General features: G+C 64.7%; 22 protein-coding genes and 1 pseudogene. 14 read left to right on the top strand and 9 right to left on the bottom strand.

Annotated elements, in window-relative coordinates; translation table 11 throughout:
* Positions 1-153: 153 nt before the first annotated feature.
* Positions 154-1,242 (top strand): heat-inducible transcriptional repressor HrcA, encoded by a 1,089-nt coding sequence (gene hrcA / locus ACVW1C_RS19495; protein ID WP_456759809.1) that lies wholly within the window; start codon positions 154-156, stop codon positions 1,240-1,242.
* 165 nt (positions 1,243-1,407) lie between these two features.
* Entirely contained in the window at positions 1,408-2,013 is a 606-nt protein-coding gene (grpE, locus tag ACVW1C_RS19490) for a nucleotide exchange factor GrpE (protein ID WP_456759808.1), read from the top strand.
* 45 nt (positions 2,014-2,058) lie between these two features.
* Here the strand turns inward: grpE and ACVW1C_RS19485 are convergent, their stop codons facing one another.
* The 4 genes from ACVW1C_RS19485 to ACVW1C_RS19470 all read right to left on the bottom strand — a co-directional run bounded on the left by ACVW1C_RS19485 (position 2,059) and on the right by ACVW1C_RS19470 (position 5,171).
* Positions 2,059-2,484 (bottom strand): VOC family protein, encoded by a 426-nt coding sequence (locus tag ACVW1C_RS19485; RefSeq protein WP_456759807.1) that lies wholly within the window; start codon positions 2,482-2,484, stop codon positions 2,059-2,061.
* A 67-nt stretch (positions 2,485-2,551) separates the two neighbouring features.
* On the bottom strand, positions 2,552-3,346 hold the full coding sequence (locus tag ACVW1C_RS19480; RefSeq protein ID WP_456759806.1) for a helix-turn-helix domain-containing protein: 795 nt from the start codon (positions 3,344-3,346) through the stop codon (positions 2,552-2,554).
* Between the two features lie 82 nt (positions 3,347-3,428).
* Positions 3,429-4,139, bottom strand: coding sequence for a bifunctional nicotinamidase/pyrazinamidase (gene pncA / locus ACVW1C_RS19475; protein WP_456759805.1), 711 nt, complete (start codon positions 4,137-4,139; stop codon positions 3,429-3,431).
* Between the two features lie 96 nt (positions 4,140-4,235).
* Positions 4,236-5,171 carry a hypothetical protein gene (locus ACVW1C_RS19470; protein WP_456759804.1) on the bottom strand — a complete coding sequence of 312 codons (936 nt, stop codon included), beginning with the start codon at positions 5,169-5,171 and terminating at the stop codon, positions 4,236-4,238.
* A gap of 572 nt (positions 5,172-5,743) precedes the next feature.
* Between ACVW1C_RS19470 and dnaK the strand changes: the two genes are divergently transcribed.
* The 8 genes from dnaK (at position 5,744) to ACVW1C_RS19430 (ending at position 12,988) form a co-directional block, all read left to right on the top strand.
* Positions 5,744-7,645 (top strand): molecular chaperone DnaK, encoded by a 1,902-nt coding sequence (gene dnaK, locus ACVW1C_RS19465; protein WP_456759803.1) that lies wholly within the window; start codon positions 5,744-5,746, stop codon positions 7,643-7,645.
* A gap of 158 nt (positions 7,646-7,803) precedes the next feature.
* On the top strand, positions 7,804-8,931 hold the full coding sequence (gene dnaJ / locus ACVW1C_RS19460) for a molecular chaperone DnaJ (protein ID WP_456759802.1): 1,128 nt from the start codon (positions 7,804-7,806) through the stop codon (positions 8,929-8,931).
* Between the two features lie 100 nt (positions 8,932-9,031).
* Positions 9,032-9,634 (top strand): class I SAM-dependent methyltransferase, encoded by a 603-nt coding sequence (locus ACVW1C_RS19455; protein WP_092120946.1) that lies wholly within the window; start codon positions 9,032-9,034, stop codon positions 9,632-9,634.
* A 131-nt stretch (positions 9,635-9,765) separates the two neighbouring features.
* Positions 9,766-10,344, top strand: a complete 579-nt coding sequence (locus tag ACVW1C_RS19450; protein ID WP_456759801.1) for an NADPH-dependent FMN reductase — start codon at positions 9,766-9,768, stop codon at positions 10,342-10,344.
* A gap of 6 nt (positions 10,345-10,350) precedes the next feature.
* Positions 10,351-11,061, top strand: a complete 711-nt coding sequence (gene pyrF / locus ACVW1C_RS19445; protein WP_456759800.1) for an orotidine-5'-phosphate decarboxylase — start codon at positions 10,351-10,353, stop codon at positions 11,059-11,061.
* A gap of 23 nt (positions 11,062-11,084) precedes the next feature.
* Positions 11,085-11,381 (top strand): DUF1330 domain-containing protein, encoded by a 297-nt coding sequence (locus tag ACVW1C_RS19440; RefSeq protein WP_456759799.1) that lies wholly within the window; start codon positions 11,085-11,087, stop codon positions 11,379-11,381.
* Positions 11,382-11,505: 124 nt separating this feature from the next.
* Complete coding sequence (gene dapB, locus ACVW1C_RS19435; protein ID WP_456759798.1) at positions 11,506-12,318, top strand: 4-hydroxy-tetrahydrodipicolinate reductase; 813 nt, start codon at positions 11,506-11,508, stop codon at positions 12,316-12,318.
* 46 nt (positions 12,319-12,364) lie between these two features.
* A complete protein-coding gene (locus tag ACVW1C_RS19430) occupies positions 12,365-12,988 on the top strand; it encodes a 2,3-bisphosphoglycerate-dependent phosphoglycerate mutase (protein ID WP_456759797.1) in 624 nt (207 codons plus the stop codon).
* A 147-nt stretch (positions 12,989-13,135) separates the two neighbouring features.
* Here ACVW1C_RS19430 and ACVW1C_RS19425 read toward each other — a convergent pair whose 3' ends face one another.
* Together ACVW1C_RS19425 and ACVW1C_RS19420 are read right to left on the bottom strand one after the other, a co-directional pair.
* The gene (locus tag ACVW1C_RS19425) at positions 13,136-14,032 is read right to left on the bottom strand and encodes a methylated-DNA--[protein]-cysteine S-methyltransferase (RefSeq protein WP_456763119.1); all 897 of its coding nucleotides are present in this window, start codon (positions 14,030-14,032) and stop codon (positions 13,136-13,138) included.
* 112 nt (positions 14,033-14,144) lie between these two features.
* The gene (locus tag ACVW1C_RS19420; protein WP_456759796.1) at positions 14,145-14,705 is read right to left on the bottom strand and encodes a DUF2244 domain-containing protein; all 561 of its coding nucleotides are present in this window, start codon (positions 14,703-14,705) and stop codon (positions 14,145-14,147) included.
* A gap of 22 nt (positions 14,706-14,727) precedes the next feature.
* On the opposite strand from ACVW1C_RS19420, the gene nth reads away from it, so the two are divergent.
* The 3 genes and pseudogenes from nth (at position 14,728) to ACVW1C_RS19405 (ending at position 18,380) form a co-directional block, all read left to right on the top strand.
* Positions 14,728-15,513: an endonuclease III gene (gene nth, locus ACVW1C_RS19415; RefSeq protein ID WP_456759795.1), complete on the top strand. Its 786-nt coding sequence runs from the start codon at positions 14,728-14,730 to the stop codon at positions 15,511-15,513.
* Between the two features lie 123 nt (positions 15,514-15,636).
* A pseudogene (locus tag ACVW1C_RS19410) lies at positions 15,637-16,732 on the top strand (HlyD family secretion protein).
* On the top strand, positions 16,719-18,380 hold the full coding sequence (locus ACVW1C_RS19405) for an MFS transporter (RefSeq protein ID WP_456759794.1): 1,662 nt from the start codon (positions 16,719-16,721) through the stop codon (positions 18,378-18,380). The pseudogene ACVW1C_RS19410 and the gene ACVW1C_RS19405 overlap by 14 nt, the downstream one beginning before the upstream one ends.
* Here the strand turns inward: ACVW1C_RS19405 and ACVW1C_RS19400 are convergent.
* The 3 genes from ACVW1C_RS19400 to ACVW1C_RS19390 all read right to left on the bottom strand — a co-directional run bounded on the left by ACVW1C_RS19400 (position 18,377) and on the right by ACVW1C_RS19390 (position 21,771).
* A complete protein-coding gene (locus ACVW1C_RS19400) occupies positions 18,377-19,129 on the bottom strand; it encodes a sulfate transporter family protein (protein WP_456759793.1) in 753 nt (250 codons plus the stop codon). The genes ACVW1C_RS19405 and ACVW1C_RS19400 overlap by 4 nt on opposite strands.
* Before the next feature lie 150 nt (positions 19,130-19,279).
* Positions 19,280-20,692 carry an MFS transporter gene (locus tag ACVW1C_RS19395; RefSeq protein ID WP_456759792.1) on the bottom strand — a complete coding sequence of 471 codons (1,413 nt, stop codon included), beginning with the start codon at positions 20,690-20,692 and terminating at the stop codon, positions 19,280-19,282.
* 155 nt (positions 20,693-20,847) lie between these two features.
* Positions 20,848-21,771: a LysR family transcriptional regulator gene (locus ACVW1C_RS19390; protein ID WP_207834204.1), complete on the bottom strand. Its 924-nt coding sequence runs from the start codon at positions 21,769-21,771 to the stop codon at positions 20,848-20,850.
* A 171-nt stretch (positions 21,772-21,942) separates the two neighbouring features.
* Between ACVW1C_RS19390 and ACVW1C_RS19385 the strand changes: the two genes are divergently transcribed.
* Positions 21,943-23,112 carry a CaiB/BaiF CoA transferase family protein gene (locus tag ACVW1C_RS19385; protein WP_456759791.1) on the top strand — a complete coding sequence of 390 codons (1,170 nt, stop codon included), beginning with the start codon at positions 21,943-21,945 and terminating at the stop codon, positions 23,110-23,112.
* The last annotated feature ends 5 nt before the right edge of the window (positions 23,113-23,117 follow it).

Raw genomic sequence — 23,117 nt, 5'->3', positions numbered from 1 at the left:
GAGAAAATGAGTTGGCCGTGCTTGTAGGAGGGGGAAGGGGCAGCGGCAAGGGTTTTCGGCCCCGGTAACGTCCCGGTATCAAGGGGTTGAATGCATACTTGTCACCGGCCCCCCGGATCGACAAATTAGGCAGCAATTGTGAGGGACTGGAGTGTGACTCATCACGATCCGATCGGCCTGATCGCGCCGCATGCCGGGCTCGCCCAGCTCAATGAGCGGTCGCGCGACATTTTTCGTCAAATCGTCGAAAGCTATCTCGCGACCGGCGAGCCGGTCGGCTCGCGCAATATCTCGCGCCTGATCGCATTACCGCTGTCGCCGGCCTCCGTCCGCAATGTGATGTCGGACCTTGAGCAGCTCGGCCTGATCTATGCGCCGCACACATCGGCGGGCCGGCTGCCGACCGAACTCGGCCTGCGTTTCTTCGTCGACGCCCTGATGCAGGTCGGCGACCTCACCGAGGCCGAGCGGCAATCGATCCAGACCCAGCTGGCGGCCGTCGATCGCGCGCAGTCGGTCGAGGCGGCCCTTGGCGAAGCGCTGACGCGGCTGTCGGGGCTGACCCGTGCCGCGGCCGTGGTGCTGACGCAGAAGTCGAATGCGCGGCTGAAGCACATTGAATTCGTGCGGCTGGAGCCGGAGAAGGCGCTGGTCGTGCTGGTCGGCGAAGACGGCCAGGTCGAAAACCGGGTGCTGGCGCTGCCGCCGGGCGTGCCGTCCTCGGCCCTGACCGAAGCGACCAATTTCCTCAATGCGCGGATCCGCGGCCGGACGCTGGCCGAAGCGCGCCTCGAGCTCGAGACGGCATTGACGCAAAGCCGCGCCGAGCTCGATCAGCTCACGCAAAAGGTCGTCGCGGCCGGCATCGCGAGCTGGTCCGGCGGCGCGAACGAGGACCGCCAGCTGATCGTGCGTGGTCACGCCAATCTGCTCGAGGATCTGCATGCACTCGACGATCTCGAGCGCATCAAGTCGCTGTTCGACGATCTCGAGACCAAGCGCGGCGTGATCGATCTGCTCGGTCGCGCCGAGCGCGGTGAGGGCGTGCGGATCTTCATCGGCTCGGAGAACAAGCTGTTCTCGCTGTCGGGTTCCTCCACCATCATCGCGCCCTACGGCGACGCCCAGGGCCGGATCGTCGGCGTGCTCGGCGTGATCGGGCCGACGCGGCTGAACTATGCACGCGTAATCCCGACGGTCGACTATGCCGCGCGCATCGTCAGCAAGATGCTGGGCGGCTGATCGGGGCGGATTTGGCCTGCACTTGACGGGTTTCGTTCACCCGGGCCGGAGAGCCCGGTGCCCGAAGGGGGTATGTTACGCTTGATTTTCGCCGCCCAAAGCACGATATCCCGGGCAGCAATCCCCAAGATTTGAACCGACGCGAGTTTTTCGAGAAGGCAAGCCATGACCGATCCGAACCGGGCCAATGACAACAGCGAGAATTCGGCGCCGACGGGAGAGCCCGTGGTTTCGAAGCCCTACATCATGCCCGACGATCCCGAGGTGGGATCGGCCGAGGCGCTGGCCAAGGAACTCGCCGAGGCGAAGGACCGCACGCTGCGCACGCTGGCCGAGATGGAAAACCTCCGTCAGCGCACCCGCCGCGAGGTTGCCGACGCCAAGACCTATGGCATCACCGGCTTCGCCCGCGACGTGCTCGATATCGCCGACAATCTGCAGCGCGCGCTCGACGCGGTGCCGGCCGAGACCAAGGAAGCCGCCGATCCCGGCCTGAAGGCGCTGATCGAAGGCGTCGAGCTGACCGAGCGTTCGCTGCTCAACGCGCTGGAGAAGAACGGCGTAAAGAAGTTCGATCCGATCGGTGAGAAGTTCGATCCGAACTTCCAGCAGGCGATGTTCGAGGTGCCTGACACCTCGGTGCCGTCGGGCACGGTGGTGCAGGTCGTGCAGGCCGGCTACATGATCGGCGACCGCATCCTGCGTCCGGCGCTGGTTGGCGTCTCCAAGGGCGGCGCCAAGGCGGCCCCGACCGCCGACATCACGGTCTGATCGGTCCGACGCCGGCTCTGAAGCCGTGAGCTTGCTACTGTCGTGTCACGGCAGCGGCTTCTCATGAGCCTTCGGCCAATAGGTGCCGAAGCTCCAGAGATTTCCTTCCGGGTCACGGCAGGAGAAATCACGGCTGCCATAATCGGTGTCACGCAGTTCCATTTCGATCTTTGCACCCGCCGCCCTGGCCTTTGCATGCAGGGCGTCGGGATCGTCGACGGCGGTGTAGATTGAATCGGTGCGGCGGCCGGTGGCATCGCCGACCAGCCTGCCATACGCATCGTCGCGGCTCTGGCCCAGCATCAGCATCGAGGATCCGTAGGCGAGCTCGGCGTGGTGGATCACGCCGCCGTCGCGGTAGACCACGTGCTCGGTGAATCCGATCACCGTCTTGAGCCAGACGATCATCGCCTCGGCGTCCTTGCAGCGCAGGGTCGGGTAGATGCGCGGGGGTTCGATGTCGTGCGTCATGTCACAGGCCTCCTTGGCTGATGGCGCCACTCTGCACGAGGCAATCCGGCTTCGGCTTGAAGGTTTGTTACCAGTCCGGCTGCAGCTCGCCGGAATGCGACAGCCGGCTGTCGGTCAGCGTCAGGCGGCGCGCCCAAGCGGTCGGTGGTTCCCCGGCAAACTCGACGAACTCGCGAGCGAGATGGGCTTGATCGGCGTAGCCGCTCTCCGCAGCGATTGTGGCCAAGCCGTCGGCTGCGCCAGACTGCGCAAGCCGGCAAGCCTGATGAAAGCGCATCATGCGCGCCACCGGCTTGGGCGCGAGGCCGAGTTCGGATCGAAACCGGCCGGCGAGGTGTTTACGGCTCCAACCGATCTCCGAAGCGATCGCCGTGATCCGGGCGGTGCCGCCCGATCGCGCCAACATTCGATAAGCGAACGCGACTTCCTCGGACGGCCCGCGGCCGAGGCGGCGAAGTACGAAATCTTCAATCAGGTCGAAGCGGCGCTGCCAGCACGGTACGGCGCCGATTTGCTCGCGCAGCCGCCGCCCATCGCGGCCCAGCACATCACCAAGATCGACCATGCGCCCGGTGAGCTCGGCAATGGCGCCGCCGAAGAAGCGATAGGCGCCAAGCGGCGTGAAATCCACCTGCACGGATTCGGCGCAGCCGTCGGACTCGATGTTGACGGGTCCGGCGTGCAGTCCGGCCGTGAAGCTCAGCTGACGGTCGGATGGTCCAGGCTGACGCGCGAGCGCGATCAGATAGGGCGAGCCGAAGCTGATGATCAACGGCACGATCAGCGGTGCGGTCTGACGGTGGAAGAAGTGGCCTGCCGCCGTCTCGCGGTAACCTGTAATTCCGACAATCAGGCCCGCCATGCGCGGCGACGGCGGGCGTCGCGCGAAGTCGAATGCGACGGGGCCCCAAGCTCGGCCATACGAATCTCGCGCGAGGCGCGACTTACCCGATATCCGACGACTGGATCCGCTTGACGCCGGCCTTGTCCATGTCGGTCCATGCCTTGGCCAGCGATCCCTGGGTGTCGATGCCGCGGCAGGCGTCCTCTACGACATAGGCTTCGAAGCCGGCCTTGCGCGCATCGAGCGCGGTCCATGCCACGCAGAAATCGGTGGCGAGCCCGGCCACGAAAACCCGTTCGACATTGCGCGCCTTCAGATAGGCGGCAAGCCCGGTGGTGGTCTTGCCGTCGGCTTCGGTGAAGGCAGAGTAGCTGTCGACGTCCTTGTGAAAACCCTTGCGGATGATCAGCTCGGCCTGCGGGATCGCGAGATCCTTCGACAGCGAGGCGCCGTCGGTGCCCTGCACGCAGTGGTCGGGCCACAGCACCTGCTTGCCGTAGGCGAGGTCGATGGTCTCGAACGGCTTCTTGCCGGGATGGACCGAGGCAAAGGAGATGTGTCCCGGTGTGTGCCAGTCCTGCGTCATCACCACATTGGCAAAGCTCTTGGCGATCTTGTTGATCACCGGCACCACCTGCTCGCCGTCCTTCACGGCGAGGCTGCCGCCGGGCAGAAAGCAGTTCTGGACGTCGATCACGAGCAGCGCGGAGCCATCGTCGGGCTTGATCGCAGCCGCCCAGAGTCTGCTGGGAACCAGGGTCGCAAGCGCCAACGTGCCGAGGCCTGCAACTATCTGTCGTCGATCCAACATCGCGCCCCTCCTCGCTTTGATACCGCGCGAGGAGGCTAGTTCCGTTCGGCGAACGGCGAAAGTGGGATTTTTCCAACCGGCCTTACGAAGGGCGGATCAGCCGCGCGGCTGGATGCCGTCGCGGACCGTGCGGAAGCGCGGGAAGGCGGTCTCCCAATCGGTGCGCGGCGAGCTGCCGATGACCCGCAGCGATGTCTGCGCGCCGAATCGCAGCCACTGCACGATGGTCACCGGGGTGTTGTCCTTGCCGCTGACGGCGTCGATCCGTGTCTCGAAACCGGGCTGGCCGTCGATCCGGATCGGTTCGGACATGGTGATCCGCCCGTCGCGCACGCCGGGAATCGTGGTGGCGATCTGCTGGGCAAAGCGGCCGCGATCATCGGGCGTGGCCGGCGCCGAAGCGATGACGCCGAGCAGCATGAAGGGCTTGGCCTCAAGGCCCTTGTCGTCGCCGTCGGCCATCAGCAGCGCCGCACCCGGCGCGAGCATGCGGATATTCTTGAAACCGCTGAGCTCGGTAACCTTGAACGGCATCATGGCGAGCTGCTCGTCGACCGGCACCTCCTTGCGGATCTCGGCGGAGGCGAACATCTGCCGGACGGCGTCGTCGGTGTAGATCTTGCTCGCGTTCTCCGGCACCTGCACCGCGACATAGCCGGAGAAGGTCGGCCCCGGCAGGATCATGGAATAGCGCCGCACATTGCTGGCGCCGTCGCGGGCGCTCTCCACGGTGTAGTAGGCGAGGCCGGCCGGCGTCTCGAGGCTCTCGGGCTTGATGTTTCCGGTACCGGCCGGGTTGGCCTTGAAGGCGTTCACGACCTCGTTGTAGGCGTCCGCGGGCAGGTCGGCGATCAGGACCTTGACGCCCTGATCCTCGGTCTCGAAGCCGATGAAGGATTTGGCGCGGACGAGGCCCACCAGCGGTTTCATCCCGACATGCGCGCCCGGCGGAAACACCACGTCGGCGGCAAAGCCACGACAGGTGGCGGCAATCAGCAGGGCAACCGCAACGAGAACTCGAAAAGGCGTCATGGGGGGTCTACCGGTTTTGCTTGATGGCCGCGCAACGGGGCCGGTGCAGCTGGATGGCCTCTTCAGTCGGACCGCTTTTAGCGGTTTTGATGACCCTGCAACAGGCCGCCATATCTCCGCTCCAGGCCAGCCGGTTCGATTTCATGGGCTTTTCGCCTTGATTGGCGGGCACTTTCCAGTTTCCCGAGGTTTCCAGGAACGACCACCTGCGGCCGCCAGCGGCCAAACAGCGCGCCCTCGACCGGTGCGCCGCTCTCGCATACGACGTTTGTGAGCGTTCACTCAACAGCGCTGACGTCGTGCCGCGAATGTCGCGGTGGACGGCGGGCGGCATTCTTGCCGATTTGTTAACTTGGTCCGGGTTTGAACCGGTGCCGCGGCCGGGCTGACACAATCTTTCAAACGTCAGTCTTTTCAGGCCTCAACGTTGCGTCCAGTCCTTGCGGGCAGGACCCTCCCTCCTATATCAGGCTCACCGTCGCAATATCGCGAGTATGTGAACGTCTGGGGGTTCGGTACGGAGCGCCGTCAGGGCCCAACCAACCTGCCGTAGCAAAGAGGATATGAAAACCATGGGTAAGGTCATTGGGATCGACCTCGGCACCACGAATTCGTGCGTCGCCGTGATGGATGGCAAGAACGCCAAGGTGATCGAGAATGCCGAGGGCATGCGAACGACGCCGTCGATCGTTGCTTTCACCGACGACGGCGAGCGCCTCGTCGGACAGCCGGCAAAGCGCCAGGCGGTGACCAATCCCGAGCGTACGTTCTTTGCGGTGAAGCGCCTCATTGGCCGCCGCTATGACGACCCGATGGTCGAGAAGGACAAGAAGCTCGTTCCCTACAAGATCGTCAAAGCATCGAACGGCGATGCCTGGGTCGAAGCCGACGGCAAGACCTATTCGCCCTCGCAGGTCTCGGCCTTCATTCTGCAGAAGATGAAGGAGACCGCTGAGGCGCATCTCGGCCAGAAGGTCGATCAGGCCGTCATCACGGTTCCTGCCTATTTCAATGACGCGCAGCGTCAGGCCACCAAGGACGCCGGCAAGATCGCCGGCCTCGAAGTGCTGCGCATCATCAACGAACCGACGGCTGCCGCGCTCGCCTACGGTCTCGACAAGACGAAGGCCGGCACGATCGCCGTGTACGACCTCGGCGGCGGCACCTTCGACGTCTCGATCCTCGAGATCGGCGACGGCGTGTTCGAGGTGAAGTCGACCAACGGCGACACCTTCCTCGGTGGTGAAGACTTCGACATGCGTCTGGTCGGCTATCTCGCCGACGAATTCCAGAAGGAGCAGGGCATCAACCTGCGCAACGACAAGCTCGCCTTGCAGCGCCTGAAGGAAGCCGCCGAGAAGGCCAAGATCGAGCTGTCGTCGACCACGCAGACCGAAATCAACCTGCCGTTCATCACGGCCGACCAGACCGGTCCGAAGCATCTGACGATGAAGCTGACCCGCGCCAAGTTCGAGGCGCTGGTGGCCGACCTCGTCGAGAAGACCATCGAGCCGTGCCGCAAGGCGCTGAAGGATGCCGGCCTGACCGCCGGTGAGGTCGGCGAAGTGGTGCTGGTCGGCGGCATGACCCGCATGCCGAAGATCCAGGAAATGGTGAAGCAGTTCTTCGGCAAGGAGCCGCACAAGGGCGTCAATCCCGACGAGGTCGTGGCGATCGGCGCTGCGATCCAGGCCGGCGTGCTGCAGGGCGACGTCAAGGACGTGCTGCTGCTCGACGTGACCCCGCTGTCGCTGGGCATCGAGACGCTGGGCGGCGTGTTCACCCGCATCATCGACCGCAACACCACGATCCCGACCAAGAAGAGCCAGGTGTTCTCGACGGCCGAAGACAATCAGGGCGCCGTCACCATCCGCGTCTTCCAGGGCGAGCGTGAAATGGCGGCCGACAACAAGATGCTCGGCCAGTTCGATCTGATGGGTATTCCGCCGGCTCCGCGCGGCATGCCGCAGATCGAGGTGACCTTCGACATCGACGCCAACGGCATCGTCAACGTCTCGGCCAAGGACAAGGCGACCGGCAAGGAACAGCAGATCCGGATCCAGGCATCCGGCGGTCTGTCCGAGGCCGACATCGACAAGATGGTCAAGGACGCCGAGGCCAATGCGGCCGAGGACAAGAAACGCCGCGAAGCGGTCGACGCCAAGAACCATGCCGATGGCCTGGTTCATTCGACCGAGAAGGCTTTGGCCGAGCACGGCTCGAAGATTCCGGAGACGGACCGTCGCGCAATCGAAGACGCCGTCAGCGACCTCAAGGAAGCGCTGAAGGGCGACAACGCCGAGGCGATCAAGGCCAAGACCAACACGCTGGCGCAGGCTTCGATGAAGCTCGGCGAGGCCATGTACAAGCAGCAGGCCGAGGCCGATGCGGCCAAGGACGCTGCGAAGGATGACGTTGTCGACGCGGAGTTCACCGAGGTCGACGACGACAAGAACAACAAGAAGTCTGCCTAAGCGGGCTTGCGATCATGACCCTCACACCAAAGAGCACGCGACGCGTCTCGGAGGAGTGGGGGTCATTTTTCTTTAAGGCGATCGCTGCATCTTCCAGACAGGCGCAATCGTTTGCGCAATCCTTGGCGATCGCGACGAACTTCGGACGGAATTGAAGGATGTCCACCAAGCGCTGCTATTACGAGACCCTCGAGGTCGATCGGAACGCGGACGAGACCAAGCTGAAATCAGCTTTCCGCAAACTGGCAATGAAATGGCATCCGGACAAGAATCCGGGCGACGCCACCAGCGAGGTCCGGTTCAAGGAAATCAACGAGGCCTATGAGGTGCTGAAGGACGGCGACAAGCGCGCCGCCTATGACCGCTTCGGCCACGCTGCCTTCGAGCAGGGCATGGGCGGTGGCGGTCCCGGCTTCGGCGCCGGCTTCGCCTCCTCCTTCTCCGATATCTTCGAGGATCTGTTCGGCATGGCCGGGCAGCGCCGCGGCGGCGGCCGCGAACGCGGTGCCGACCTGCGCTACAATATGGAGATCACGCTCGAGGAGGCCTTCCAGGGCAAGACCGCACAGATCGAGATCCCGGTTTCGGTGACCTGCGAATCCTGCTCCGGCACCGGCGCCAAGGCCGGCACCAAGCCGAAGACCTGCTCGCATTGCGGCGGCGCCGGCCGGATCCGGCAGGCCCAGGGCTTCTTCACGCTGGAGCGGACCTGCCCCGGCTGTCAGGGCCGCGGCCAGATGATCGAGGACGCCTGCGCCTCCTGCGCCGGTTCCGGCCGGGTGACGCGCGAGCGCACGCTATCGGTCAACATTCCTCCCGGTGTCGAGGACGGCACCCGTATTCGTCTCGCCGGCGAAGGCGAGGCCGGTGTCCGCGGCGGGCCGCCCGGCGACCTCTACATCTTCCTGTCGCTGGCCACGCACCAGTTCTTCCAGCGCGACGGCGCCGACCTGCACTGCCGCGTGCCGATCTCGATGGTGACCGCAGCCCTCGGCGGCGAGTTCGAGGTGCCGACCATCGACAAGGGCCAGACCAAGGTGAAGGTGCCGGCCGGGACCCAGTCCAGCCGCCGATTCCGCATCGCATCAAAGGGTATGCCGGTGCTCCGCTCGCGCCAGACCGGCGACATGTATGTTCAGGTTGTGGTTGAAACGCCGCAGAATCTGACCAAGAAGCAGCAAGAATTGCTGATGGAGTTCGAAAAACTCTCGTCCGGCGCGACGCAACCGGAGGCAGCGGGTTTCTTCTCTAAGGTCAAGGACTTCTTCGGAAGCCGCTCCGTCTAGCCGCAGTCGTTATGCTTGACCGTAACGACTTCGATCTATACGTGTTTATGACTGTTTTCTGACAACCGCTCGATTGTGCGCGGTCCCGCCTGGTAGCGACATGCCTCTGCAATCGTCCGTGCGTGCGTCGAAGAAGCCCCTCCGTCTTGACGACGAGGTTCGTTTTCTCCGTTCATGGATCGAGAAGCCGCTGCATATGGGCGCGGTGATGCCGTCCGGGCGGCTGCTCGCGCGCACCATGGCGCAATATGTCGATCCTGAAGCCGAAGGGCCGGTTGTCGAACTCGGACCCGGCACCGGTGCGATCACCAATGCGCTGATCGAGCACGGCGTCGATCAAAAGCGTCTCGTCCTGGTTGAATACAATCCCGGCTTCTGTGCGTTGCTGCGCGAACGCTATCCGCAGGCCAAGGTGGTCCAGGGCGATGCCTACAGGCTTCGCGACACGTTGTGGGACGTCATGAAGTCTCCGGCCTCGGCCGTGGTCTCCGGCCTGCCGCTGGTCACCAAGCCGATGCTGACCCGCCTGAAGCTGGTCCGCGACGCCTTCCTGGCCCTCGCGCCCGGTGCGCCGTTCGTCCAGTTCACCTATTCGGTGGCGCCGCCGATTCCGAAGTCGCTGCCCGGCGTGTCCACCGAGGCGTCTGAGCGGATCTGGATGAACCTTCCACCCGCGCGGGTCTGGGTGTATCGCAAGGGCTGACGCGTATTCCGCACAAGCGGGTACCGGTTTTGCGCATGGAATACACGCAGAACATTAGCTAAGAGCATTTTCAGAGAAAATGCTCGCCCTGCGTTATCGCGCCGGGCGCGTGCCCTAACCGCGATTTCGAAATGTCCGCGCTGAAAATCCTCGTGATCCCCGGATCGCTGCGATCAGGCTCGCTCAACGCGAAGCTCGCCGCTGTGCTGGCGCAGGAGCTCGCGCAATCAGGGGCCGACGTCACCCGTATCTCGCTCGGCGATTTTCCGCTGCCGATCTATGACGGCGATTTGCAGGCCAAATCGGGCGTGCCGCAGCATGCCGTCAATCTGAAGCGGATGATCGGCGCCCATCATGGTGTGCTGATCGTGACGCCGGAATACAATTCCTCGGTGCCGGCGCTGGTGAAGAACACGATCGACTGGGTGAGCCGCGTGCAGGATCCGCACGAGACCCGTGGCCAGGTTTTCCATGGCCGCGCCTTCGCGATCGCGGCGGCATCCGGCAACCGGCTCGGCGGCACGCGCGCGCTGGCGGCGCTGCGCCTGATCCTGACCGCGTGCCATGCCGCCGTGATCCCGAACCAGCTGGCGCTGTCATTCGCCGAGCAGGCCTATGACGACATGGATCGCCTGAGGCACCAGGCCGACATCGACGCGATGCGGGCGCTGGTGCGGCAGCTGATCGACCATTCCCAACGCATGATGTGAGGTGACATGCAGCCAGCCAAGATCGTTCCAAGGGACCGGTTGATTGTGGCGCTCGATTTGCCGTCGGTCGCTGTCGCCGAGGCGATGATCGACAGGCTCGGCGACAGCGTCACCTTCTACAAGATCGGCTATCAGCTCGGTTACGCCGGCGGCCTCGCGCTGGCGAAGCAGCTTGCAGCCAGCGGCAAGAAGGTCTTCCTCGATCTCAAGCTGCACGACATCGGCAACACGGTGGCGCGCGGGGTCGAAAGCGTTGCCGCTCTCGGCGCGACCTTTCTCACCGTGCATGCCTACCCGCAGACCATGAAGGCGGCGGTCGAGGCGCGCGCCGGATCCGGCCTGAAGATTCTCGCGGTGACGGTGCTGACCTCCTACGACGACAGCGACCTGCACGCGGCGGGCTATCGCCTCAACGTCTCCGATCTCGTCGAGGCGCGCGCCAGGCAGGCGCAGGCGCTCGGTGTCGACGGCCTCGTCAGCTCGCCCGAGGAAGCCGCCGCCCTGCGCAAGATCGTGGGCGATCGGATGAACCTTGTGACACCGGGCATCCGCCCCGCGGGCTCGGCGACCGGCGACCAGAAGCGCATCATGACGCCGGCCCGCGCCATTGCCGCCGGCGCCGACTATCTGGTGGTCGGACGTCCGGTGATGGAAGCCGCCGATCCGAAGGCCGCGGCCGAAGCCATTCATGCCGAGATCGCCCAGGCGCTCGCCTGAACCAACAACAAGGGAGAACAGAGATGGCGAAGGGATACTGGATTGGACGCGTCGACGTTCACAATGAGGAGGGCTACAAGCCCTACATGGCCGCCAACCCGGCGATCTTCCAGAAATTCGGCGGCAAGTTCATCGTTCGCGGCGGCAAGTTCACCAGCGTGGAGGGCCAAAGCCGCTCGCGCAACGTCGTGATCGAATTCCCCGATTACGCGACCGCGCTCGCTTGCTACCAATCGCCGGAATATCAGGCCAATATCAAGGTGCGGCAGCCGCATTCGATCGCCGACCTGATTATCATCGAGGGGCACGACAGCCCGTAGCCCGGACGCCGGTTCGGCTGCTCGGAACAAGCCTCCGATGGCCGTCGTTTAGGCATGTTGTTGCTCCGGAAAACCGGTTTCCACTTTGCCGGATCATGCTTTATACGGCGGTGAGAGGTGAGCCATGGCTGACATGCGTCTGATTGTTGCGGGAGCCGGCGGCCGGATGGGCCGCACGCTGACGCGGGTGATTTCCGAAACCCCGGGGGCGGTGCTGGTCGGCGCGCTGGAAGCGCCGGGCTCGGAACTGCTCGGCAAGGATGCCGGCGTGCTCGCCGGCCTTCCCGCCAATGACGTCAAGCTGTCGGCCGATCTGTGGTCGATGTCGGCGGCGGCCGACGGCATCCTGGATTTCACGGTGCCGGCCGCGACCATCGCCAATGTCGCGATCGCGGCCGAGCGCGGCCTTGTTCACGTCATCGGCACCACCGGCATGTCGCAGTCCGACGATGCGGTGATCCGCAGCGTCACCAATCGCGCCATCGTGGTGAAGTCGGGCAATATGAGCCTCGGCGTCAATCTGCTCGCCGCGCTGGTCAAGCGCGTTGCGCAATCACTCGACGAGAGCTTCGATATCGAAATTCTCGAGATGCACCACAAGTCCAAGATCGATGCGCCGTCGGGCACCGCCTTGATGCTCGGCGAAGCCGCTGCCGCGGGACGCAAGATCGCACTGGAACAGCATTCGGCGCGCGGCCGCGACGGCCTGACCGGCGCACGGCGCGCCGGCGATATCGGCTTTGCCTCGCTGCGCGGCGGCACCGTGGCCGGCGATCACAGCGTGATCTTTGCCGGTCCCTCGGAGCGCATCACGCTCTCGCATCATGCCGAGGACCGCGCGCTGTTCGCGCAGGGCGCGTTGAAGGCGGCGCTGTGGGCACACGGCAAGAAGCCCGGCATGTATTCGATGACCGACGTTCTCGGGTTGAGCGACTGAGACCGCTCGACGAGATCAAATCCAGCCAAGCGAAACGGAATCTGAAATGAGTGATCGTCTTCTTGTGCTCGTTCGTCACGGTCAGAGCGAATGGAATCTGAAGAACCTGTTCACCGGGTGGAAGGACCCCGATCTCACCGAGCAGGGCGTCGCCGAAGCCAAGGACGCCGGCCGCAAGCTGAAGGCGCAGGGCCTGTCGTTCGACGTTGCCTTCACCTCCGATCTGACGCGCGCGCAGCACACGCTGAAGCTGATGCTGGAGGAGATCGGCCAGACCGGACTGCCGACCACGAAGAATCTCGCGCTCAATGAGCGCGACTACGGCGATCTCTCCGGCCTCAACAAGGACGATGCCCGCAAGAAGTGGGGCGAGGACCAGGTCCTGGTCTGGCGCCGCTCCTACGACGTGCCGCCGCCCGGCGGCGAAAGCCTGAAGGATACGCTGGCGCGCACGCTGCCCTATTACGTGCAGGAGATCCTGCCCGGCGTGCTTCGCGGCCAGCGCACGCTGATCGCAGCCCACGGCAATTCGCTGCGCGCGCTGATCATGGTGCTGGAGAAGCTTTCGCCGGAGCAGATCCTCAAGCGCGAACTCGCGACCGGCGCGCCCGTGGTCTATCGGCTCAACGCCGATTCCACCGTGGCGTCCAAGGTCGATTTGGCGGGCTAGGCAAATCGGTTTGGATCGTCGACCCGTCATCCTAAGGAGCGCGTAGCGCGTCTCGAAGGATGCACGGCCCCGCTGATGGCCGTCGACCCTTCGAGGCTCGCTTCGCGGCTCCTCAGGGCGACGGTGCAGCAGCGCGTTCGTTCTAGACTAGTGCAATCCCACCTGGCCGGCTTCCCAGCCCAGCATTGCCTGCTTGCGCGTGACGCCCCAGTGATAGCCGGTCAGCGCGCCGCTCTTGCCGAGTGCGCGATGGCAGGGCACCACGAACGACACCGGATTGCGGCCGACCGCGGCACCGACGGCGCGTGACGCCTTCGGATTGCTGATCTTGCAGGCGATGTCGGAATAGCTCACCGCGCGGCCCATCGGGACCTTGAGCAGCGTTTCCCACACCCGTACCTCGAAGTCGGTGCCGATCAAGACGACGCGCAGCGGCTGGTCCGCGCGCCACAACCGCGTATCGAACACGCGCTGGGCGAGTGCGGTGGTGCCGTCGGTGTCCTCGACGAAGGTCGCGTTCGGCCAGCGCCGCTTCATGTCGGCGAACGCGGTCTGCTCGTCGCCGGGGTCGGCGAAGGCAAGCCCCGCGAGCCCGCGGTCGGTTGCGATCACGATCGCGGTGCCGAACGGCGAGGGGTGGAAGCCGAAGCGCAGCGTCATGCCGCCGCCGCCGGTCTTCCATTCGCCTGGCGACATCGCCTCATGCGTGACGAACAGATCGTGCAGCCGTCCCGGGCCTGAAAGGCCCGAGTCGAGTGCGGCGTCGAGCACGCTGGCGGAATCGCGCAGCAGGTTCTTGGCGTGGTCGAGTGTCAGCGCCTGCATGAAGGCCTTCGGCGTCAACCCGGCCCAGCGGCGGAACAGATGGTGCAGTTCATCCGGCGTGACGGCGGCGGCATCGGCCATCGCTTCGATGGTCGGCTGCGTGCGCCAGTGCTCCGAGATGAACGCGATGGCGCGCCGCACCGAGTCATAGTCGCGCAGCGCTGCGCTCTGAAGGCCCGGCTTGGCCAGGCGCTGGTCGTGTATGGCGAGTGTCATCATGGTGTCTGATTTAGGAGCCATGGCGCGTCCAAACCACCCGATTTCCGACAAGCATGATCCGGAAAAGTGGGGACCGGTTTTCCGACGAGATCATGCTCAAAAACAAACTCGATCAAGCGATGGGATTGTAAGTCGGGCCGCGCTTCGCGGTATTCAGCGCGGCCGTCAAGGCTTTGGAAAAGCTTGCCTTTTCGTCCGGGCTCAGGAAGCTGCCGACGCTGACCCGGCGGCCGCGCGACACCAGGTAAAGCCGCTCGATGCCGAACTCCTCATGCGAAATCTGCTCGAACCGCACCCAGAGCGGGTTGAGCACCCATTCCGCCACATGGCCGCGGTGACTGATCCGGCGCACCCGTAGTTCCGACGGCGTCACGGTGATCTCCTCGCTCGCTTTGGCGGAGCGGAAATTGACCTTGAACGCCCAGTAGATCACAAGCACGTCGAGCCCGAAGAAACCGAAGATCGGCCAGGCACCGAGCCACCAGAACACTGCGCCGGCGATGAAGCTGACCACGGTGACGAACGACATCAGCACGATGAAGCCGGTGTGGTTCAGCGAGCGGTGCGGCGTCAGCAGCGCCGAGAACAGTTTCGGCTCCGCCTCGGGCGCATCGGCGTCGAGGTCATTGGCCCTGGGGTCTTCGCCCGGATCAAAGTCGTTGCCTGCGGTCATGACGTGTCAGTATATCCCGTTCATGGCCAAAATCATCCGCTCTCAACGCGCCGGCACCTCAAGCGTTCGGTCCGCGCCGAAGAAGAAAGCCGCTAAAGCGGCAAAGCCGCTGCCCAAAGGCGCGGCAAAGAAGCCGGCGACCAAGGCCGTCAAGAAGGTTGCAAAGCCGAAGCCATGGACGGCGGAGGAGGTCTATGAGGCCTTCGACCGGTTCCGCAAAGCCAATCCCGAGCCGAAGGGCGAGCTCGAGCATCTCAACCCCTACACGCTGCTGGTTGCGGTGGTGTTGTCGGCGCAGGCAACCGATGCCGGCGTCAACAAGGCGACGCGGGCGCTGTTCGCGGTGGCCGACACGCCGGAGAAGATGCTTGAGCTCGGCGAAGACAAGGTGCGCGACTACATCAAGACCATCGGACTCTATCGCAACAAGGCCAGGAACGTCATCGCGCTGTCGGAGAAGCTGATCGCCGAATTCGGCGGTGAGGTGCCGCGCACCCGCGCCGAAATCGAATCATTGCCCGGCGCCGGCCGTAAGACCGCGAATGTCGTGCTCAACATGGCGTTCGGCGAACACACGATGGCGGTCGACACCCATGTGTTTCGCGTCGGCAACCGCACCGGTCTCGCGCCCGGCAAGACGCCGCTCGAGGTCGAGCTGGGATTGGAAAAGGTGATCCCGACGGAGTTCATGCTGCACGCCCATCACTGGCTGATCCTGCATGGCCGCTATACTTGCCTCGCGCGCGGTCCGCGTTGCGACGTGTGCCTGATCAATGATCTTTGCCGTTGGCCGGAGAAGACCGTCTGAGCCATGATCGTCGTGTGCTAAGTGACGCGCCCGGCGTTCGGCGCGTGTGATTGAGGGGAGTGTGGTGTGGCAGAGCAGGTTCAAGACGGTCCGTCACAAGTCAGCCCGACCGCGCCCGCACCAGTGGCAACACCAGCCAAGCCGCAGCCTGCGGCGAGCGGCTTCTGGGGCCGCTTCGCCATCCCGCTGTTTGCGGTGCTGGCTGCGCTTGTGTTCGTCGTGGTGGCGACGACGCGTTGGGATGCCTGGGTCGGCAGTGCCACGATCCAGACCACCAATGATGCCTATGTGCGCGCCGAGTTGACCCAGCTCAGCAGCCGCGTGTCCGGCGAAGTGCTGTCGGTCGCCGTCTCCGATTTCCAGCGCGTCAAGGCCGGCGATCTCCTGGTGCAGATCGATCCTGCCGATTACCAGGCGCAGGTCGCGCAGGCCGAAGCGGGTGTGGTCGGTGCGCAGGCCGCGCTCGATAACCTCAACAACCAGGTCGAGCTGCAATACGCGACCATCGCGCAGGCCGAGGCCTCGCGGCTATCAGCGGAGGCGCAGCAGACCCTGGCGCGCCAGGAGGAAGAAGCGTCAGCAGTCGCTCTCGCAAACCGACGCCGGCACGCGGCAGCGGCTCGAGCAGGCCACCGCGGCCAGTGCCAAGGCGGAAGCCGATGTGCGCGCCAGCCGCGCGGTGATCGCCGCGCAACGCCATCAGCTCGAGGTCCTGCAAGGTACCAAGAAGCAGCGTGCCGCCGACCTCGACGCCGCCAAGGCGCTGCTGGCATCGGCCAAGCTCAAGCTCGGATACACCAGGATCGCCGCGCCGTTCGACGGCGTCACCGGCGAGCGCCAGGTGCAGCCGGGCGACTACGTCAACGTCGGCACCAATCTGATCAATGTCGTGCCGCTGCCGAACGTCTATGTGATCGCCAACTACAAGGAAACCCAGCTGACCAATGTCAAGCCGGGCCAGCCCGTCGAGGTCACCGTCGACACATTCTCCGGCCAGACGCTGCGCGGCGTTGTCGAGCGCATCGCGCCGGCGAGCGGCTCGCAATTCGCGCTGCTGCCGCCCGACAACGCCACCGGCAATTTCACCAAGGTGGTGCAGCGCATTCCGGTGCGTATCCAGTTCGACAAGGGCCAGCCGTTGCTCGAGCGCCTGCTGCCGGGCATGTCGGTCGTGACGCGGATCAACACCGGCGAGGCGGTCGCCAATGGCGGAAAGTGACGACCGCGAGCGCGGCCCGGTCTCGCGCGGCGACGTCGCGCGCTATCCGGTGTTTGCCGTCGTCGCCGTGCTGCTCGGCGCGTTCCTCGCGAATTTCGACAGCCGGCTGACCTCGGTCGGCCTGCCCGACCTGCGCGGCGCGTTCTCGCTCACCTTCGATGAGGGCGCCTGGCTCTCGACCGCTGCGATCGGCTCGCAGATCTTCATCGCGCCCGCGGTGGCCTGGCTCGCCACCGCGTTCGGTCTGCGACGCGTGCTCGGGATTCCAAGTCTGGTGTATGCCGTGGTCTCGCTGATCATCCCGTTCGTGCATGACTACACGACGCTGATCGCGCTCAGCATCGCCCACGGCATGCTGCTCGGCACCTTCGTGCCCGCGACGCTGATGATCATCCTGCGCAACCTGCCGATCCGCTGGTGGCTGCCGGCAATCGCGATGTATTCGATCCGCGTCGGCTTCGCGCTGGACTCGTCGAGCTCGCTGGTCGGATTCTATGTCGAGCATCTCGGCTGGCAGTGGCTGTACTGGCAGGGTGTCGTGATCGCGCCGCTGATGGGGCTGATGGTGTATCTCGGCACCCCGAATGAGCCGGTCAATCGCGACCTGCTGCACCATGCCGATTGGGGTGGCATGCTGCTGCTCGGCGCCGGCCTGGGGATGGTCTATGCCGGGCTCGATCAGGGCAACCGGCTGGACTGGCTGTCGTCGGGCACCGTGATGGCGCTCCTGATCGGCGGGGGGCTCCTGATCATCGCCTTCATGATCAACGAGACGGTCGCGCGCCGGCCCTGGGCGCATTTCAACGTGCTGTTCTCGCGCAATATCGGGCTCTCGCTGATCGTGATCCTGCTGTACACGCTGACCAGCCTGTCGAACTCGTCGCTGGTGCCGAATTTCCTCGGTACCATCGGCGCGCTGCGGCCGGAGCAGTCGGGCGTGCTGCTGTTCACCTACGGTGCGCTGCCGATGTTCGCGCTGGTGCCGATCTCGATTGTCCTGTTGCGTCACCTCGATCCGCGTATCGTCGTGGTGCTCGGCTTCTCGGCATTCGCAGCCGCCAATCTCTGGGGCACGCAGCTGAGCCATGTCTGGGCGCGGGAGGACTTCGTCGGCATCGTCCTGCTCACGTCGGTCGGGCAGGCGTTCACGCTGCTGCCGATCATCATCATGGCGCTGTCCAATTCCGATCCGTCGCGGGCGACCGCGTTCGCGGCCTATATCCAGATCATGCGGCTCGGCGGCGCCGAGATCGGCATCGCCCTGATGGGCACCTGGCTGCGCGTCCGCGAGCAGATCCATTCGAATTATCTCGGCCAGCACGTCCAGAGCGGCGACGTCGACGTCGTGAACCTGCTGAGGCGGTTGGCCGGTGAATTTTCCGGCCACGGCATCGGGACGGCGACGGGGCGTGCCGTCGGCACGCTCGCGGCCCTCGTGCAGCGCGAGGCCAACACGCTCGCCTACATTGACGGTTTCTGGCTGTGCTTCTGGATCGCGATCCTGGCGTTGTTTCTGGTCGCCCTGATCACGCGCGCGCCGCAGGGTCCGCTGTCGCCGGTGCCGCTTGGCTTCGTGAATAACGTGCTGCGCAGGTTCGCGCGCGATCGGGCGCCTGCATCGGTGCCGGTGCCTCGGGATGTGGCCTAGATCGAGGGTACGTTGCTTCGCCGCGCCGGCTCGATCAACTCGCGGCGCGGGCCGGATAGCCGCTTGTACATGTGCACCATGAAGGCCATCCCGAACAACGGCGTCGCCAGATTGACGATCGGGATCGACACGAAGGCGGCGATGAACAGCCCGGCGGTGAACGCGGTTGCCGCGTTCTCCTTGCGCATCGCCTTGGCGTCCGCCGGCGAGCGGAAGCGCATCGCGGCGAGCTCGAAATATTCGCGGCCGAGCAGCCAGGCGGTCGCGATGAAGAAGATGATGAAGCCCGCACCCGCGAACAGCACGAACGGCAGCGCGACCAGATAAACCAGGACCGTCAGCAGCGCCGTCTTGACGCCTTCGATCGTCGCGAGCGTGACCGGCAGCGCCGTGCCGGGATGGTCGGCCGGATAGTGCTCGCGCTCGACATGGACGGCGACGTCGTCGACAAACAGGCTCGCCACCAGCGAGGTGATCGCGGGCATCAGGAAGATGCCGCCGAGCACGACGCCGAGGCCCGCCGAGATCGAGATGATCCAGGACAGCACGTGCAGGGTGGAATGGAAGTTGGGGCCGAGCATGCCTTCGGCCCAGATCTCGCCGGTGTCGGCAAACCAGCTCAGCAGCCGCTGCAACCCGATCGCGAGCACGGTGATCAGCACCAGCGCAAGCCCGATCGAACGCCACAGGATCGTGCGCATCGGCGGCGACAGGATTTGCGAAAGCGCCTTGACGGCGGCGTCGAACATGACCGGGTTACCTCTGCAAAATGACGAGCGAGAGGTAGCCACCCAATATGGCTTCGGCAAGTGCCGCTTGTGTCGCGGCCACAGCCATTTCGAGCGAAGCCTGCCCCGCAGGTGATGCTGGGTCGACGCCGGTTCGCGCCAAGAAGCGCTTTAGGCGTCGAGCGGCTTGCCGCGGACGTTAGGTCCCCAGACACCGATCGTAATAATTACGATCACCATCGCCGCGGTGATCAGGCCAAACACCCCGCTGACGCCGGCCTCCTTCAACATGAACGCCACGATGAAGCCGGAGAAGGTCGCGCTGAGCCGGCTCATCGAATAGACGAGGCCCGCCGCGCGCGCCCGGATCGCGGTCGGGAACACTTCGGTCTGGTAGGCGTGATAGGCGTAGGACAGCGTCATGTTGGCGCCCGTCACCAGCACGCCGCTGGCGATCAGCAGAACCGGCTCGGTGAGCTGAGCGAAGGCGAGGCCGAACACCGAGATCGCGGCGGCCGCGCCGCAAATGATCCATTTGCGCTCGAAGCGGTCGGCGAAGGTTGCGGCCAGCAGCGGCGCGAGCGGATAGGCGAAGGCGATGATGAAGGAATATTGCAGGCTCTTGGTGACGTTGATGCCCTTCTGGACCAGCAGCGCCGGAACCCAGTTGGAGAAGCCGTAGACGCCGAACGCCTGGCAGAGATTGAAGATCATGAAGAGCACGACCAGCGAGGCATAAGGCGGCCGGAACAAATCGGCATAGCTGGTCTCGACCGGCGCACGTGCCGGCGCCATCGCGGCCTTGCGGGCAGGGCGCGGCGGGGCCCCAGGCGCTGAAGCCTCGAGCGTCCGCATGGTTGTCTCGGCTTCGGCAAGGCGGCCATGCCGGGCCAGCCAGAGCGGGCTTTCCGGCACGTAGAGCCGCAGCACCCAGATGATCATGCTGGCGGCGGCACCGATCAGCACCACCCAGCGCCAGCCATCGATGCCGTAAGGCGAGAGCGGCACCAGCCACCACGACAGCGCGGCGACGATCGGCACCGCCGAGAGCATCACCGCCTGGTTGATCGCAAAGGCCCGGCCGCGCAACCAGCTCGGCACCAGTTCGGTGATATAAGCGTCGATGGTGATGACCTCTATGCCGATTCCGATTCCGGCGATGAAGCGCCACAGCAGCACGCCGCCAGGGGTGGTCTGGCACGCCATGATCACCGACGCCGCGCTGTAGAACAGCAGCGAATAGGTGAAGACGGCCTTGCGCCCGTAGCGATCGGCAAGGAAGCCGAGGCAGAAGGTGCCGATGAACAGGCCGGCGAAAGTCGCCGCGACGAAGGCGCCGATCCCGGAGAAGCCGAAGAAGGCCTGCGTCGTCGTGGTCATCAGCCCGCTGCGGGCGAGGCCCGGCGCGATATAGCCGGTGAAGAACAGATCGTAGATTTCGAAGCAGCCGCCGAGCGAGAGCAGGATCACCAGCCGCCAGACATAGCTGGAGGTGGGCAGCGCCTCGAGCCGCCGCGAAATCTCGTCCGGCCCGCTTGTCGTGTTGGCAAGATCGGCAACCGAGCCGAGTTCGACGGCGCTCATGATGGTCCTCCCCGAATGGTTCAACGGCCGCCTTTCTTGCGAAGGCGTGCCGGTTGCGCATGTTTGGCAGCCGGGTGTCAGAAATCCAGACGAACATATCGAAGGAATCGTTCGATATTTTCGATAGCGCTGTTTCTGATGCGCTTGAAAGCGCCTTAGATCAGCAGCGTCGCTTCCCACGCGCCGCGCCCGACCTGTTCTGCGATCAGGGAGCGGATCAGCCGGCACATCTCCTCCATGACATAGGTCATCGGCCGGTTGCGCAAGCGGCAGAGATAGAGCGTGCGGCTCAGCCTGGGTTCGATCACCTCGCGTGCGACCAGCAGGCGCGCTTTCAATGGCTCGCTGACGAAATGCGTCGTCGCGATCGTGCAGCCGAGGCCCGCGGTCAAGGCACCGATCATGCCGCTGGTTGAATTGAGGTGCAGGATTGCATTGGCCTCCAGCCGCTTCAGCGGCACGGGGTCGTCCAGTAGTGCGCGGGCCGACAGCCCGTGCCGCAGCAGGATCAGCGGCAGCTGGGCCACCTGCTCGAACGTGATCGGTCCCTTCTTGCCGATCAGCTTCTCGGTGCCGACGCAGAACATCTGCTCCTCCAGCACCGGCTCGGCGATCAGGTCTTTTTCCGATGGCGGATTGTAGACCAGCGCGAGGTCGACATCGGAGCTCATCAGATGCAGCAGCGTCGCGCCGGAGAGACTCTCGGTGAGCGACAGCTTCAGGTTCGGATACTTCGCCAGCACGGTCCGCATCAGCGGCACGCCGATCGCCTTCATGCCGGAATTGGCCATCCCGATCGAGATCTCGCCGGCAATCGCGCTGCCGCCTTCCTTGATCTCGCGCTCGGCGGCCGCCATCGCGCGCAGGATGATGCGGGCATGCTCGTAGAGCCGCTCGCCCGCCGCGGTTGGTTCCATGCCGCGCGGCTTGCGCTCGAACAGCGGCGTGGCGAATTCCGCCTCGAGATTGGCGATGTGATGGCTGAGTGCGGATTGCGCGACATTGGCCTGATCCGCCGCCCGCGACAGGTTGCGTTGCTCGTAAACCGCGATGAAATAGCGAAGCTGGCGCGAATCCATAAGGGTTCTGCGTTCTAGAACGACGAATGCACTATTCGACAGATTATATTTTTCAGATAGCGTGCGGAAGCCTAACCTGCGCCGATCACAAAGCGTTTTCGAGCGAAGTGGGTACCGGTTCGCATGAAGAAAACGCGTCTGAACAAGAGCGCAACGAGCACGGAGAAACCGATGACCGGGAGCGGACTGCCGCTGGAAGGCGTGAGGGTCGTCGAGATGACCCACATGGTGATGGGGCCGACCTGCGGGATGATCCTGGCGCAACTCGGCGCCGAGGTGATCAAGGTTGAGCCTCCGGCAGGCGACAAGACCCGCTCGCTCGGCGGGATGGGCGTCTCGTTCTTCCCGCTGTTCAACCGCGGCAAGCGCAGCGTCGTGCTCGATTTCGCCAAGCCCGAGGACCGCGACACCATGCACCGGCTGCTCGCCGGCGCCGACGTGTTCCTGGAGAATTTTCGTGATGGTCAGCTCGACAAGCAGGGTCTTAGGCCTGAGCAGCTGCGCGCGAAATATCCGCATCTGATCATCGCCGGTCACAAGGGCTTTCTCTCCGGGCCCTACGATCATCGCCCGGCGCTCGACGAGGTCGTGCAGATGATGTCGGGGCTCGCGGCGATGACCGGCACGCGCGACAAGCCGCAGCGCGTCGGCTCGTCCGCCAACGACATCATGGGCGGCATGTTCGGCGTGATCTCGATCCTCGCCGCGCTCTATCAGAAGCGTGGCGGCAACAGGAATGGCGCCGACATCCGCATCGGCCTGTTTGAGAACTGCCTGTTCCTGGTCGCCCAGCACATGGTCGAGTACGAGATGACCGGGCGCAAGCCGCGCTCGATGCCGGAGCGCGAGCATGCCTGGCCGATCTACGACATCTTCGATACCGCCGGCGGCGAGCGCATCTTCATCGGCGTCGTCACCGAAGGCCATTGGCAGAGCTTCTGCCGCGAGTTCGGCCTGACGGAATTCGCCGACGATCCGACGCTGCGCTCGACCACGGACCGCATCATGGCGCGCGACCGGATCATTCCGCGCGTCGCCGAGGTGATCGAGGGCTGGAACGTGGCCGACCTCTCGGCCAGGCTCGACGCGCTCAACATCTGCTTCTCGCCGATCAACCGGCCGGAGGATCTGCTGCACGACCCGCATGTGCTGCGGCCGGGTGGGCTCGTCAACAATGTCAACGCCGACGGCAAGCCGTTCCGCGTTCCGGCGCTGCCGGTCGAATGGAACGGCAGCCATATCGGCGAAGGCCTGAAAGTGCCGGTGCTGGGCGCGGATACCGAGGCGGTCCGCGCCGAGCTCGCACAACAGAAGATTTCATCAACCGGAAACGCTGCGTGAGGCTG

The organism is Bradyrhizobium sp. USDA 4011, assembly GCF_054063415.1.
The sequence above is the reverse complement of the archived record's forward strand: the minus strand, read 5'-3'. Positions and strand labels throughout refer to the sequence as shown.

Excerpts from the sequence above, each read along its gene's own strand:
- grpE (WP_456759808.1), top strand. The coding sequence starts at position 1,408 with ATGACCGATCCGAACCGGGCCAATGACAACAGCGAGAATTCGGCGCCG.
- ACVW1C_RS19420 (WP_456759796.1), bottom strand. The coding sequence starts at position 14,705 with ATGACCGCAGGCAACGACTTTGATCCGGGCGAAGACCCCAGGGCCAAT.
- ACVW1C_RS19400 (WP_456759793.1), bottom strand. The coding sequence starts at position 19,129 with ATGTTCGACGCCGCCGTCAAGGCGCTTTCGCAAATCCTGTCGCCGCCG.
- pyrF (WP_456759800.1), top strand. The coding sequence starts at position 10,351 with ATGCAGCCAGCCAAGATCGTTCCAAGGGACCGGTTGATTGTGGCGCTC.
- ACVW1C_RS19390 (WP_207834204.1), bottom strand. The coding sequence starts at position 21,771 with ATGGATTCGCGCCAGCTTCGCTATTTCATCGCGGTTTACGAGCAACGC.
- dnaK (WP_456759803.1), top strand. The coding sequence starts at position 5,744 with ATGGGTAAGGTCATTGGGATCGACCTCGGCACCACGAATTCGTGCGTC.
- nth (WP_456759795.1), top strand. The coding sequence starts at position 14,728 with ATGGCCAAAATCATCCGCTCTCAACGCGCCGGCACCTCAAGCGTTCGG.
- ACVW1C_RS19405 (WP_456759794.1), top strand. The coding sequence starts at position 16,719 with ATGGCGGAAAGTGACGACCGCGAGCGCGGCCCGGTCTCGCGCGGCGAC.
- ACVW1C_RS19455 (WP_092120946.1), top strand. The coding sequence starts at position 9,032 with ATGCCTCTGCAATCGTCCGTGCGTGCGTCGAAGAAGCCCCTCCGTCTT.
- pncA (WP_456759805.1), bottom strand. The coding sequence starts at position 4,139 with ATGTTGGATCGACGACAGATAGTTGCAGGCCTCGGCACGTTGGCGCTT.
- ACVW1C_RS19440 (WP_456759799.1), top strand. The coding sequence starts at position 11,085 with ATGGCGAAGGGATACTGGATTGGACGCGTCGACGTTCACAATGAGGAG.
- ACVW1C_RS19485 (WP_456759807.1), bottom strand. The coding sequence starts at position 2,484 with ATGACGCACGACATCGAACCCCCGCGCATCTACCCGACCCTGCGCTGC.
- ACVW1C_RS19480 (WP_456759806.1), bottom strand. The coding sequence starts at position 3,346 with ATGGCGGGCCTGATTGTCGGAATTACAGGTTACCGCGAGACGGCGGCA.
- ACVW1C_RS19395 (WP_456759792.1), bottom strand. The coding sequence starts at position 20,692 with ATGAGCGCCGTCGAACTCGGCTCGGTTGCCGATCTTGCCAACACGACA.
- ACVW1C_RS19385 (WP_456759791.1), top strand. The coding sequence starts at position 21,943 with ATGACCGGGAGCGGACTGCCGCTGGAAGGCGTGAGGGTCGTCGAGATG.
- ACVW1C_RS19425 (WP_456763119.1), bottom strand. The coding sequence starts at position 14,032 with ATGATGACACTCGCCATACACGACCAGCGCCTGGCCAAGCCGGGCCTT.
- dnaJ (WP_456759802.1), top strand. The coding sequence starts at position 7,804 with ATGTCCACCAAGCGCTGCTATTACGAGACCCTCGAGGTCGATCGGAAC.
- ACVW1C_RS19450 (WP_456759801.1), top strand. The coding sequence starts at position 9,766 with ATGTCCGCGCTGAAAATCCTCGTGATCCCCGGATCGCTGCGATCAGGC.
- ACVW1C_RS19430 (WP_456759797.1), top strand. The coding sequence starts at position 12,365 with ATGAGTGATCGTCTTCTTGTGCTCGTTCGTCACGGTCAGAGCGAATGG.
- dapB (WP_456759798.1), top strand. The coding sequence starts at position 11,506 with ATGGCTGACATGCGTCTGATTGTTGCGGGAGCCGGCGGCCGGATGGGC.
- ACVW1C_RS19470 (WP_456759804.1), bottom strand. The coding sequence starts at position 5,171 with ATGACGCCTTTTCGAGTTCTCGTTGCGGTTGCCCTGCTGATTGCCGCC.